The following is a 12,091-nucleotide window of genomic DNA, read 5'->3' on the forward strand; positions in this document are numbered from 1 at the left end:
TTCGAGATCATGGGGAGCCGGTCGGTCTACCACGATGGATGGATGGCCTCGGCTCCCCAGTGTCTCTCGACTACCGCGACAAGGCGCCGTTCAAGTTCAATGGCGCCATCCACAAGGTCCACGTGCAATACGTGACAGGCCAGTAGGTCGTTGGCCTCAGCCACCACCCGTCCACGAGGCAATCTCGGTGACAGGGCACCCAAGGTGAGCAACCCGCCTCAGGGCAGCAGGATGCTGACCGCGTCGGCGGCCGCAAGATCGTTGGGATCATGCGTGGCCATCACGCAACGAGCCCCGGATTCAGCAATGTGCTCGATGATTCGTGCACGAACTCGGGCCCGGCTGTCGACGTCGATCGCGGAGAACGGCTCATCGAGCAGCAACAATGCGGGCGTGGCCGCAATGGCGCGGGCCAGACCGGCGCGCTGACGTTGACCTCCTGACACCTCATGGGGGCGTCGTCGCGCCAAGGCGGCGATATCCACGAGGTCGAGGAGCTCTGCGGTTCGCTCACTGATGCTTGCTTTGTCGAGGCCGGCGAAACGCATCGACGACGCGATGTTGTCGGCCAGCGACATCGCCGGATACAGCATCACGCGCTGCGGCAAATATCCCCGACTCTTTGGCTCTCCGTCGGACCACGTGACGTGGGCTGCTTCCTCGAGCCCTGCAAGGCAACGGAGCGCGCTGGTCTTGCCTGCACCGTTCGGACCAGTCAGCGCCACGAACGGCACATCCGGCACGTCGAACTGCAAGCAGAGGTCACTCCGCACGAACTCGACCGATGCCGTCACCCTGGTCCCGGTCATCGCTGCACCTCAGACCGGAGCACGCCAAACCAGCGGTCGCGGAGCGCCACCAAGACCGCGACGGCCAGGACGACGAGCACTGCACTCAGGACCACGGCATCGGCCGGGTCACTTTCGAGCAGATTGAAAACGGCAAGCGGCAACGTCTGCGTACGGCCTTCCAAGCTTCCGGCGAAGGTGACCGTGGCTCCGAACTCACCAAGTGCCCTGGCCCAAGCCAGCACAGCGCCCGCTGCGATTGCCGGAGCGATGGACGGAACCGTCACCGAGGTAAACACCCGAGTCGGCGAGGCGCCATGCACGTGCGCAACTTCTGCAAACTCGATGTCCATCTGCCGGAGCGCTGCCTCGACCGACAACACAAAGAACGGCAGTGCGACGAAGAACTGAGCGAGGATGACCCCCGCAGTACTGAAGGACAATTGGATACCGAGGTCGGCAAGCCACTGGCCCACCACTCCCCGGCGTCCGAAGGCAAGCAGAAGAGCGACGCCACCAACCACCGGTGGCAGCACGATCGGCAGCAGGCAGAGCGCCCGGACCACTCGCGTCGTCACGCCGGTTCCGGTTGAGAGCATCCAGGCCAATGGCAAGCCGAACAGCACGCAGAGCGCAGTCGCGGAGACGGATGTGATCAGTGAAAGTCCCAGCGCTGACTTGGCAGCATCGCTGGTGAGCGCTCCGCCGAGGTCGCTCCATGGCAGCCGCCAGAGGAGTGCGAACAACGGAGCACCCAGCACGATCGCCGGAACGGCGGCCATCGCGATGACCCAGCGGGGCGGCCGATTCTTCACGGCGCCGAGAACCCTGCATCGGCCAGGATCTCCGCTGCCGCGGCGCTCCCGAGGACCTCGATGATGTTGGCTCCGTTTGCCTTCCCTGTGACGGAGGCAGCCCTCCCGACGACATCGACGGTGTCAGTGATCTCGACGAAACGGAGGTCGGGACGAACCTGGGCATCCGTCCGGTAGACGATGGCCGCGTCGGCCTCCCCGAGAATCACCTTGGTCAGGGTGGCACGCACATTCGGTTCGCGGCTGGCCGGCGAGAGCGTCAGGCCTGCCTGCTTCAGAAGCTGGTCGGTGGCTGCCCCACAGGGCGCCGTGCTGGCGCAGACGACCGTGACCGCATCGCCTGACGCCGCGAGGTCCGCTAAGGAGTTGATCGACTGTCCAATGGTGGTGTCGGCAGTGACGATGATCAACTCGTTGCGGTTCATCGCAATACTTGCGTCGACGAGTTCGGCAGATTCGAGTCGCCGCATCGTCTCGCCGTTCGCAGTGATCACGACCGCAGCCGGTGCGCCTTGATTCAGCTGTTCGAGGAACGTGCCCGACGAACCGAACGAGAATCTGATGTCGATGCCGAGCTCGTCTTCGAGCAGCGTCTCGAGCTCGTCGGCGACGTCGGTGTAGGACGATGCAGCGAGGACGTCAACCACGGATGCGGAGGAGCCACCGCACCCGACAATCCCCACCAGGGCGAATCCCAAAATTGCGCGACGACGCGTCGTGTCGGAGTGCCGCCTTGCCACCTTGGCATCGTACCGATGCGACCCCCAGCCAGGGCGAGCGCAGTTGCAGTCATGCGCGGACGAGAGTGCGGTCGACGCGAGTACGTTCGGTGCCATGAACCGGAGCGCTGGCCTGCTGCTGTACCGCACGAGCCCGGGCGATGCGGCAGCGATGCTTGAAGTCCTCCTCGGGCATATGGGCGGTCCGCTCTGGGTCGGGAAAGACGACGGAGCCTGGTCGATTCCGAAGGGCACGGTCGAGGCTGACGACACCGACGAATGGGCCGCCGCGCAACGCGAGTTCAATGAAGAGATGGGTCAGCAAGTGCCTGCTGGGCCCGCAATCGACCTCGGAGTGTTCAGGCAGAACCGCGCCAAGGAGATCCACATCTGGGCGCTCGAGGGCGACATGGACACCGCACAGTGTTCGAGCAACAACTTCCAGATGGAATGGCCTCCGAAGTCGGGCCGCGTCCAGGAGTTTCCGGAGATCGATCGAGCGGCATGGCTGGACCTCGATGTGGCACGAAGCAAGGTGGTCGCCGGGCAGCGGCAGGTGCTCGGCGCACTCGGCAAGTACCTGAGTTGAGCCATCCGCGCAGGCGCGCAGTGCTGCGTGTACGACGCGCCCTGCAAAATTTGCGAGACTGCGTCGGTGAACTCTCAAATCGCTTCCGCTCTTCTCGCAGGTTCTCTGCTCTTTGTCGCTGCGTGCGGCGGCGGCAGCGACGGCGATTCCTCCGCGACCACCACGACCGTGGATCCGTCCAACGTGTCTGCGACCACGGCAGCGCCGGCCACCACCGCAGCACCTGCAACCACCACCACCGTGGCGATGGTGGTCGAGGGAGCCACCGTCATCGTGGCGAACGGCAACATCGCCGGCGGCTCAGCAGGCAGAATGAGCGATGCGCTGGCCCTCGAGGGCTTCACGGTGGGGACACCGGTCAACGGCACCGAGAAGGTCGATGACTCGGTCGTGTACCACGTCGACGATGCGACCGCGCAGGCCGTTGCCACGTCGCTCGCGGCCAAGCTCGGGGGCGTGCTTGTCGAAGCTCTCCCGGAGGAGCCGCCCATCGAGGGCGAATTCACCGGTGACGTGCTCCTCCTCCTCGGCAACGCGCAAGCCGACAAATCGATCGCCGAACTCAGCGGAGCGTCAACCAACGTCGACGCCATCGAGAACGATGGCTCAACGGTTGTCGTGGCAAACGGCAGCGGCGTGAGCGGGTCTGCCGGCCGGATGACCGAGCGACTCGAAGCCGTTGGTTTCACGGTCGGGACCCCGACGAACAGCACTGCACAGGCAACTGAGTCTGTGGTGTATTACGCATCTGATGATGCGAAGGCAGACGCCGATGTCGTCGCGACAGCAATGGGTGGCCTCACGGTGCTCGAACTCCCGGACGACGTACCGACCGATTCTGGGACGCTCGACGGGGATATTCTGGTGGTGCTGGGCACCGACGAGGCCGACAAGTCGCTCGCCGACCTCGCTGGCTGATCAGCCGACCTGCTGAACTGGAGCAATGCAGGTCTCACCCGTCTCCGAATACGTCGGCGCGGTCGTTTCCGACCTCGACATCACCAACCTGTCCGGCAGCGATGTTGCTGCGCTCGATCAGGCCTGGGCAACCCACGGTGTGCTGTTCTTTCGCGAGCAAACGCTGAGCGAGGACGAGCACATTGCGTTCGCAGAGCGCTTCTCGACAATCGACGTCAACAAGTTCTTCACGCCGGTGCCGTCTCACCCGAAGATCGCCCAGGTCCTGAAAGAGGCAGACCAAGACGTGAACGTTGGCGGAGGCTGGCACACCGATCACAGCTATGACCAGATCCCAGCACGTGGTTCGATTCTGGTGGCCCGCGACCTCCCGACTTCAGGCGGCGAGACGAGGTTCTTGAGCGTCGGCGCGGCGTACGACTCGCTCTCCGATGGATTGAAGGCGACGCTCGAGGGCCTCCAGGCGCATCACACGAACGAGCACGTCTTCGGCAAGACCTCAGGCTACGCGGCAGACGACGACCGCTTCCACAACCCCGAAGCGACGGGCGGCGCCGTTCACCCGGTCGTTGCCAGGCATCCGATGACCGGCCGCAAGTTGCTGTACGTCAACGCTGCCTTCACCACACACTTCGTCGGCTGGACGCCAGAAGAATCCCAGCCCCTCCTCAACTTCCTGTATCAGCATGTGGCAGAGGGTCCGTTTTCTTACGAGTTCGAGTGGGAGCCCGGGTCGATCGCAATGTGGGACAACCGGTCGACCTGGCACTGGGCGTTGAACAACTACGCCGGGCAGCGCCGGCTGATGCATCGCATCACCTTGGCTGGCGACAAATTGAGCGGCGTCGACGCAGTGGAGGCTCCATGACATCGCTTCGTGACCGTCGCGGTCGAACCGGCTTACAGCTTGGCGTCCACGTCGGCCAGCAGAACGCCACGATGGCGGAGTTGATCGCGCGATGGCAGCGACTCGATGGCGCCGTCGACTGGATCTCAGTGTGGGACCACCTGTACGAGGCGCCACCGAACGGCGGCACCACGCCCCACTTCGAAGCGGTGGCGACGTTGGGTGCGCTTGCATCAGTCACGACATCAGCCCGGATCGGATGTTTGATGTTCTGCGTCCCGTTTCGCAATCCTGCGCTCTTGGCAAAGGCGTGTGTTGCGATCGACCACATTTCGGGCGGACGCTTTGAGCCAGGATTTGGCGCCGGCTGGCACGAACCTGAGTTCCGAGCGCACGGCTACGACTTTCCGGCCTTGGGGACCCGCTTCGACATGCTGGGTGACGGGATGGAGATCATCTCGGGAATGTTCGGCGGCGGCACCACCACGTACGACGGCGAACACTCGCGGGTCGACGAGGTCACCTGTGTTCCTGGTCCGACAAACGGTTCGATGCCGATGTGGGCCGGCGGCCGCGGCCCGAAGCGGACGCCCGCGATCGCTGCCAAGTACTGCTCGGGCTGGAACGTGCCCTACGTCGGGCCGGACGAGTACGCACGGCTCAATCAGCAGATCAACGCCGCGTGCGAAGCAATCGACCGCGACCCAGCCACGCTGGAACGGTCGGTGAATCTGGCGTTCCACATGGGTGCAACGCGTGCGGCTGCTGACCGAGAGTTGCAGCGGATCATCGATCAGTGGGGCCCCGAGATGGCCGAACGCGTGACCCAGGGTGCACTGACCGGCACGGCCGAAGATGCACTCGAGCAGATTGCCCGATACCGCGACGCAGGCGCCGACATGGTCAATATTGCGCTCCGATTGCCGGTGGACGACGATGCTCTCGAGTCCTATCTCGAGCAGGTGATCCCAGCCGGTCACGCAGCCTTCGGCTGAGTCGGGCGCCGCCGATCGGACGAACCGTCGGTGACCGTCACCGCGTGCTCACGTGGCTCCGTTGCCCACTCGGATGTCGTGGATGTCGTGGATGTCGCGGATGTCGTAGATGAACAGGCCGCCCACGGCTAGGCAGGCAGATGGCACACGGCTTCAACGTTGTTGCCGTCCGGGTCACGAATAAACGCACCGTAGTAATTGGGGTGGTACTCAGGCCACACCCTCGGTTCGTGGAGTACGACGGCCCCAGCATTGATACCCGCCGTGAAGAAGCTGTCAACAGCAGCACGATCCGGTGCGTTGAATGCGATATGGGATTCCCGAAAGCCGTCGCCGGTCATATTCGGGCCAATCCAGAAATCGGGCATCGGGGGAACGCCGTAGCCGATCGTGGGGCCGTCAAACTCGAGAATTCGTTGACCCCCGACCGCAACAAGGACGGAGTCGTAGAACGCTGCACTAACGGCGACGTCAGCGCATTGGATTGACAGGTGATCGAGCATCGTCGGGCTCCTCAGTACAGGCGAGAGACCATGTTGGTCGATGAGTGCGTTCGCGGCAAGCCTCCGCTGCCTGCCTTACCGCGGATCGGTGGGTCTCGATGATTGCCAAGTGGGGTTCTGCCCGTTCAACGCCGAAAACGTATCGAGCTCCGTCGCTGGCGCGAACGGAGCTCGATCTCTGGAGGCGACGATGGGAATCGAACCCATGTACACGGATTTGCAGTCCGTTGCCTAAACCACTCGGCCACGTCGCCAGAAAGGACCACGATAGCGGCCATGCGGCCAGGTTGGGTGTCGATTCAGTAGGAGTCGGCGAGGCGAGCCAGGCCGTCATCGACGCTCACCGCCGGCGTCCAACCAAGATCCAACGCCGCAGGCGCAGGGTCAAACCAATGGGCAGTACCGAGTTGCTCCGCCACGAACCGAGTGAGCGGCGGCTCGTCATCGTCGTTGCGGACCCGCTGCGGCAACCGAGGCCAGACTCGCTCGAGGATCGAACCCACGGCACATGCCGTCCGGAGCGGTACGCCACGCGGTTCGAACGGGACGCCGGCAGCGGCGCAAATTCCAGCGACGAGGTCGCGAACCGGACGGGGCTCGCCGTTGGCGATGACATAGGCCCGTCCAGCGCACTTTGCGCCGGGCGCGGTGCTGTCGACCGCTGCAATGAGGGCATCGACCGCGTTGTCGATGTAGGTGGCATCAACGAGCGCGCGACCGCCGCCCACTAACGCAAGTCGTCCCTGTCTGGAGCGCTCGACGATGCGGCCAACGAGCTGCGTGTCGCCCGGGCCCCACACGAGGTGCGGGCGGACAGCCACGACGCCCATCGTTGGCGACGACGCTGCCAATGCCTCAATCTCGGCCAATGCTTTCGACTCGGCGTACCATGCCCGCGACCGACCGGTGGTCGGTTCGTCGGCGCCAGCCCCGATGATGGCTGCGCCGCCGTGGGCAACCGATGGCGATGACACGTGGACAACTCGCCCAATGTGGTGGTGCTTCGCCGCAGTCAGCACGTTTCTCGTGCCACCGACGTTGACACTGACGAAGTCCTCTTCGGAGCCAACGATGCCGACACGAGCAGCCAGGTGGATGATGGCGTCGCAACCAGCGGCGGCCGTGTTGACTGCTTCGTTGTCACGGATGTCGCCGAGCTGTTGTTCGACACCGTCGACGCCTGCGAGCGCGTCGACGAAACGCCGTTGGAAGCACACCACAGCATCACCGCGGTCAGCAAGTACTCGTGCGACTCCCGTGCCAATGAGACTGGACGCTCCGGTGACCAGAACCTTCATGCCGCTCACCGGCGACCCGGGAGGCGCCGCGCTCCGGGCGCAGTCGCACGTCGCCCAGCGAGGACGTCGTTGGCCCACGCCGCAACTGCGGTGCGGTCAATTTTGGCGTTGTGCCGAATGTCGACGGGCATCGACCGCAGCGTCAGCACGGCCGCCACGGGATAATCCACCGTAGATCGAATACGGGCGGTGAGGTCGGTCGAGGCCAGACCGTCGTTGCTCGCTGAATCTTCGAGCACGACAACCAACTGCTGACAGCCATGCGGTCCGACGCCGACCGCGGCGACCCGTGTCAGGTCAAGGTCACGTTCCACCTTGCGTTCGACGGGCACGGAAGTGACCACACCCTCCGATGTGTGCACGTTGTGCACGGCACGCCCCTCGACCCAGAGCCGACCCTTGACGTCGAGGTGCCCCACGTCGCCCGATCTATGCCAGCACTGCCCATCGCCGACGTTGGGTCGCGCTGCCCGTTCGGTGGCCCAGAGGCCGAGGTAGCCATCAGAGACCCAGGGGGCATTGACAACGATCTCTCCGGTGATGCCGGAATCGACCGCTCGCGGAGCGGCTGCGGGGTCGAAATCGAGCGGCAGGATCATCACCGTGGCACCGGCAACAGGACGGCCGACACAGACGCCACCTGCTGGTTCGTCCACGGTGGCAGCCTGGATGCCCGCGAGATCGATGTCGGCCACAGGGAGGACCTCGGTCATGCCGTATGGGGTGTGCATCACCGCGTTCGGGGCGAACGCGCCGATCGCTGCGAGGGTTTCGGCGGGCACGGGCGCTCCCGCCGACATGATGAGGCGCAGCCGTTCAAGCGCTGCGTCTGCCGATGTGTCGCTGGCGGTTGCGACGACGTTGGCGAGCGCCGCCGGTGATGCGAACGCCAGTGTGGCATCGAGTTCCGCGCAGGCTCCAGCGAATGCTGCTGCTGAGAGTTTGCCCGGGGTGGTGACATCGCAGTCTGGGAGCACGGTCGAGATGCCAAGCGCTGGGCCGTACAGGGCGAACGGCGCGAACGCTGCAAGCAGTCGGTCGGTGCTCGTAATGGAGTAGGCAGCTGCGAGGGCATCGCGCTGGGCCTCGAGTTGGCGGTGTCGGTAACGGACGCCCTTGGCGGGCCCGGTCGCTCCCGAGGTGAAGAGAATCGCAGCGAAGTCGTCCGCTGCAGGCGCACTGGGGAGGACCGAGGCGTCGGCAGACATGAGGTCGTTGATGTCAACGCCTTGGGCGCGCGGCGCCCACCGCAATGTCCGCGCTGCGGCGAGGGCTGACTTCGGGCCGATCACCCATGCTGGCCGGGCGCTGCGGACAGCGCGACGGAGTCCAGAGAGTCCCAGTCCACGATCAGCGACGACGGCGACGCCGCCCGCGCGCCAGACCCCGTAAATCGCGGCAGCGAGTTCGATGCCCGGCGGAGTCAGCATCGCGACGCGGTCACCGTGGCGAAGGCCGCGCGCAGCGAGTTCGGTGGCGATTCGATCGACGCGGTCGGCCAGGTCAGTCCACGTGATGCGTTTCCCGCTCGCCATGTCGGCGAAGGCAATGTCATCGTCACCGTGCCGCGTCTCCAGGGCAGACCAGAGAGATCGTCGCTCGGTCGGCGCCGCAGGGATGGCGACGGCGGCGGTCTGAGGTTGTTCGAATCGGTCGGACAGCCACAGGTCGACGGTGCCCGCCACGTCGGCTTCGGCCATCACGAGATGGTTGGCGGTCGGAAACCGTTGGATGCTGGTGTTTGGGAGACGTTCCGCGAGATCTGCTGCGAAGTCGTCGTTGAACACCGGATCGGCCGAGCCCCACGCGAGCAGGACGGGCGCATCAACAGCATGGAGTCGTTGCGCTACGTCGGCAAGTGCATCCTCGGAAGGGTGGCCGCCACCGGGTTGAAGCGGAACGTCGCCGACGAAGTCCGCCACGGCAGCACGGTGTGCCGCTGAGGGGTACGGGGCGCGGAACGCTGCGCGGTCGGCAGCATTGATCTTGCCGCGCGACAGCAGCGTGGTGCCGTTGACGAATGTCGGCGTCCGTCGACACACGAGGTCACGGAGCGCAGGAGATGCAGCAAGTCTGATGATCGACGGAGACCTGCGGCCGGCGGGAACAGCAATACCGGTGTTGCACAGCACCATGCCGGCGACCTGGTCAGCGTGGTCGACGGCCCATCCCATCGCGACAGCACCGCCCCAGTCGTGCGCGGCGAGGGTGAGCGGGATGTCGGGATCGAGGCCGAGTGCGCTGATGACGTCGTCGAGGTCGCGGACGCGGGTGGCGTATCGCCGCAGTGGGGTGCGTTCGCTGAATCCCATGCCGAGTTGATCAACCGCGATCACGCGGTAGCGGTCACCGAACGAGCGCAGAAATGTGGCCCACGAGTAGGCCCATGTCGGGTTGCCATGGACACAGACCATCGTGGCGATTGGCGCGCGTCCAGCAGCGGCCAGGGTTGGACCGGTGTCGAGAACATGCCACCGATGCGTGCCACCATCGTGGCTCGGCACAACGACACTGTTCGACCACGCCGGGTCGATCCCCCAGGCGTCCAGATCGGCAACGCTGGGCAGGTCGGGCACCCAGGACCGGCTGGAGCCGGGGCTCACCAGACGATTTCGGTGTAGCTGGTGTTCAGGCCTGAGCCAATGCCCATCAACAAGACGCGGTCGCCGGGCGCGATCTTGTCGGACACCTTGGCCAGGGTCATCGGGATGGCAGCAGGACCGACGTTGCCGTTCGTCGGGAAGGTCTGCGGCGCGCGGTTGTGGTCGATGCCCAGGCGCTCGCACAGCAAACGTGTGTGCACCGAGCTGACCTGGTGGACGATGTACCAATCCATGCCCGCTTCCCAGTCGAAGTCGCCGCCGGCATTCTTCCAGGCGGCTTCGGCCAGGTCCAGCCCGGCGATCAGCAGCGCATGTGTATCGGTGTACATCGCTTCGAGGTCGCCAATGCACAAGGTGTGGTGCTCGGTCCCTGCGCGGGCGACTCCGCCAACGAGGCGGTGCGCATCCGGGTGCTGGTCCATCCGGCACAGCAGTGCTGCTGCCGAGCCGGAGCCGAGCGTGAGCGAGGCAAACTCGGCAAAGATGTCCGATGCCTCAGTCGTGGGCTGCTGCAGGCGCTTAATCGTCTGTTCCTGTGTAAAGCGGCTGCCCTCGCCGTCAACCACGAGTGCGTAGTCGATGGCTCCGGAGTCGATGGCAGCAGCTGCGATCTGCATGCCGTTGACGAAGGCCAGGCAGGCGTTCCCGACATCGAAATTGAGACAGCTCGGAGCGAGTCCAAGTTGGTGGTGAACGGCACACGCGATCGACGGCTCAAGGTGGTGCTTGCATACCGACGTCGAAATCAGCATGCCGACCCTGCTCGGGTCGATTCCCGAGTCGTCGAGGGCTTTGCGGCCGGCCAGCGCTGCCGCCTTGTCAAAGGTGACGTTTTCGGGCCACCAGCGGCGCGACTCGATTCCTGCCAGATCGGACAGCGTGCCGGCTTTCATGCCTGTCCGCTCGTAGGTGACGGCCAATTGCTCATCGATCCACGCTGACGTGACGATCTCGGGCGCTTCGACGGATTGGATCGAGAGCACACCGACATTGCGGTGGGTCAGCACAGAATTCGAGGTCATAGGGCGTTCCTTTCGGGAGGAGAGACGAGCCTACGTGACGATCAGGCGCTGTCTGCGGTTCTCCTGCATCGGTGCCACGAACGTCACATTCACCCTCAGCAACCGCATCGTGATTGGCCTGAAAACAAGAGAAGCTCCCGGCGTGGACCGGGAGCTTCTGGAGCGGATGACCGGGATCGAACCGGCGACCTCAACCTTGGCAAGGTTGCGCTCTACCAACTGAGCCACATCCGCATGTGGAACAGCAAAGCTAGCAGTCTGACGCCCGGACCGGACATCAGACTTTCTCGCTGGCGCTCAGTCGGCCGATTCGGTGCCCACAGGCTCGCCATCGGCCACATTCGCGAGCGGCATGCTGTTGGTTTCATCAGACTGGTCGATGTCGATGTGGATGTCGCTGCCGGCGGACGGCGTCCCATCAGTCATCAGTTCTGCGACAGCACGCGTGACCGACAGCGGGTCGGCACCGGCGACGGATCGGTCGCTCGACTCATGCTTTGTGTCGGACGCATGCTGCGCGCGCAGGTCGTCGAACGTCACCACCCTCGGTTGGCTCTGCGCGAACTCGTCATCGACCTCGGGGACGTCGCGCCCTCGAGCAACCGGGCGAGCATGTGCTGGTCGCACCTCGTCAAGATCGCGCCGCATCTGTGCAGGCTCTTGTTTGCGCCAGGAGCGGTCGTGCATGCGCTCAAGTGGGGCGAGGAGTTCACGTTCGGGCTGGGTCTGCCTCATGAGCCAGACGGCCAGGACAGCGAGCGCAAGTCCGATCGCCCCCAGAGCCACCACAACGGCGTAGATCGTGTTGGTTTCCGGTGCGCCAGCCGCCGCCACTCTGGCAACCAAGTCTCTCAGCACCTTGACGTCCACCAGCAGAGAGTGTGCCAGGTCGGCACGCGGATTGCGAAGCTCGCATGACTCCCTGCGGTCTCGGCCCCATCACTGCCTCGTCACTGCCTCGTCACTGCCTCGTCACTGTTGATGGCCAGGGCAC

12 protein-coding genes and 2 tRNA genes are annotated in these 12,091 nt (G+C 64.7%); 4 read left to right on the forward strand and 10 right to left on the reverse strand.

Annotated features, from left to right (window positions below; genetic code table 11):
- Positions 1 to 218: 218 nt before the first annotated feature.
- The 3 genes from ACH2DW_RS14465 to modA are packed head-to-tail and all read right to left on the reverse strand — an operon-like array spanning position 219 to position 2,343.
- Entirely contained in the window at positions 219 to 809 is a 591-nt protein-coding gene (locus ACH2DW_RS14465) for an ATP-binding cassette domain-containing protein (protein WP_394930452.1), read from the reverse strand.
- Positions 806 to 1,603, reverse strand: coding sequence for an ABC transporter permease (locus ACH2DW_RS14470; protein WP_394930453.1), 798 nt, complete (start codon positions 1,601 to 1,603; stop codon positions 806 to 808). The genes ACH2DW_RS14465 and ACH2DW_RS14470 overlap by 4 nt, the downstream gene beginning before the upstream one ends.
- The gene (gene modA / locus ACH2DW_RS14475) at positions 1,600 to 2,343 is read right to left on the reverse strand and encodes a molybdate ABC transporter substrate-binding protein (RefSeq protein ID WP_394930454.1); all 744 of its coding nucleotides are present in this window, start codon (positions 2,341 to 2,343) and stop codon (positions 1,600 to 1,602) included. The genes ACH2DW_RS14470 and modA overlap by 4 nt, the downstream gene beginning before the upstream one ends.
- Positions 2,344 to 2,437: 94 nt before the next feature.
- Here modA and ACH2DW_RS14480 point away from each other — a divergent pair, with 94 nt between their 5' ends.
- The 4 genes from ACH2DW_RS14480 (at position 2,438) to ACH2DW_RS14495 (ending at position 5,671) form a co-directional block, all read left to right on the forward strand.
- A complete protein-coding gene (locus ACH2DW_RS14480; RefSeq protein WP_394930455.1) occupies positions 2,438 to 2,911 on the forward strand; it encodes an NUDIX domain-containing protein in 474 nt (157 codons plus the stop codon).
- A 66-nt stretch (positions 2,912 to 2,977) separates the two neighbouring features.
- On the forward strand, positions 2,978 to 3,829 hold the full coding sequence (locus ACH2DW_RS14485; RefSeq protein ID WP_394930456.1) for a LytR C-terminal domain-containing protein: 852 nt from the start codon (positions 2,978 to 2,980) through the stop codon (positions 3,827 to 3,829).
- A 25-nt stretch (positions 3,830 to 3,854) separates the two neighbouring features.
- Entirely contained in the window at positions 3,855 to 4,697 is an 843-nt protein-coding gene (locus ACH2DW_RS14490) for a TauD/TfdA dioxygenase family protein (RefSeq protein WP_394930457.1), read from the forward strand.
- Positions 4,694 to 5,671: an LLM class flavin-dependent oxidoreductase gene (locus ACH2DW_RS14495; protein ID WP_394930458.1), complete on the forward strand. Its 978-nt coding sequence runs from the start codon at positions 4,694 to 4,696 to the stop codon at positions 5,669 to 5,671. Before ACH2DW_RS14490 ends, ACH2DW_RS14495 begins: the two co-directional genes overlap by 4 nt.
- A gap of 128 nt (positions 5,672 to 5,799) precedes the next feature.
- Here the strand turns inward: ACH2DW_RS14495 and ACH2DW_RS14500 are convergent, their stop codons facing one another.
- The 7 genes from ACH2DW_RS14500 to ACH2DW_RS14530 form a co-directional block, all read right to left on the reverse strand.
- On the reverse strand, positions 5,800 to 6,174 hold the full coding sequence (locus tag ACH2DW_RS14500; RefSeq protein ID WP_394930459.1) for a VOC family protein: 375 nt from the start codon (positions 6,172 to 6,174) through the stop codon (positions 5,800 to 5,802).
- Positions 6,175 to 6,353: 179 nt separating this feature from the next.
- A tRNA-Cys gene (locus tag ACH2DW_RS14505) sits at positions 6,354 to 6,428 on the reverse strand.
- Between the two features lie 45 nt (positions 6,429 to 6,473).
- Positions 6,474 to 7,472, reverse strand: coding sequence for an NAD-dependent epimerase/dehydratase family protein (locus tag ACH2DW_RS14510; RefSeq protein WP_394930460.1), 999 nt, complete (start codon positions 7,470 to 7,472; stop codon positions 6,474 to 6,476).
- Positions 7,473 to 7,477: 5 nt separating this feature from the next.
- On the reverse strand, positions 7,478 to 10,075 hold the full coding sequence (locus ACH2DW_RS14515) for an alpha/beta fold hydrolase (RefSeq protein ID WP_394930461.1): 2,598 nt from the start codon (positions 10,073 to 10,075) through the stop codon (positions 7,478 to 7,480).
- Complete coding sequence (locus tag ACH2DW_RS14520) at positions 10,072 to 11,097, reverse strand: 3-oxoacyl-ACP synthase III (RefSeq protein WP_394930462.1); 1,026 nt, start codon at positions 11,095 to 11,097, stop codon at positions 10,072 to 10,074. Before ACH2DW_RS14520 ends, ACH2DW_RS14515 begins: the two co-directional genes overlap by 4 nt.
- A gap of 158 nt (positions 11,098 to 11,255) precedes the next feature.
- A tRNA-Gly gene (locus ACH2DW_RS14525) sits at positions 11,256 to 11,331 on the reverse strand.
- 63 nt (positions 11,332 to 11,394) lie between these two features.
- Positions 11,395 to 11,967 carry a hypothetical protein gene (locus ACH2DW_RS14530; RefSeq protein WP_394930463.1) on the reverse strand — a complete coding sequence of 191 codons (573 nt, stop codon included), beginning with the start codon at positions 11,965 to 11,967 and terminating at the stop codon, positions 11,395 to 11,397.
- Positions 11,968 to 12,091: the final 124 nt, after the last annotated feature.

This window comes from uncultured Ilumatobacter sp., from assembly GCF_963980585.1.
Taxonomy (GTDB): domain Bacteria; phylum Actinomycetota; class Acidimicrobiia; order Acidimicrobiales; family Ilumatobacteraceae; genus Ilumatobacter_A.

Excerpts from the sequence above, each read along its gene's own strand:
- ACH2DW_RS14520 (WP_394930462.1), bottom strand. The coding sequence starts at position 11,097 with ATGACCTCGAATTCTGTGCTGACCCACCGCAATGTCGGTGTGCTCTCG.
- ACH2DW_RS14480 (WP_394930455.1), top strand. The coding sequence starts at position 2,438 with ATGAACCGGAGCGCTGGCCTGCTGCTGTACCGCACGAGCCCGGGCGAT.
- ACH2DW_RS14490 (WP_394930457.1), top strand. The coding sequence starts at position 3,855 with ATGCAGGTCTCACCCGTCTCCGAATACGTCGGCGCGGTCGTTTCCGAC.
- ACH2DW_RS14500 (WP_394930459.1), bottom strand. The coding sequence starts at position 6,174 with ATGCTCGATCACCTGTCAATCCAATGCGCTGACGTCGCCGTTAGTGCA.
- ACH2DW_RS14495 (WP_394930458.1), top strand. The coding sequence starts at position 4,694 with ATGACATCGCTTCGTGACCGTCGCGGTCGAACCGGCTTACAGCTTGGC.
- ACH2DW_RS14465 (WP_394930452.1), bottom strand. The coding sequence starts at position 809 with ATGACCGGGACCAGGGTGACGGCATCGGTCGAGTTCGTGCGGAGTGAC.
- ACH2DW_RS14510 (WP_394930460.1), bottom strand. The coding sequence starts at position 7,472 with ATGAAGGTTCTGGTCACCGGAGCGTCCAGTCTCATTGGCACGGGAGTC.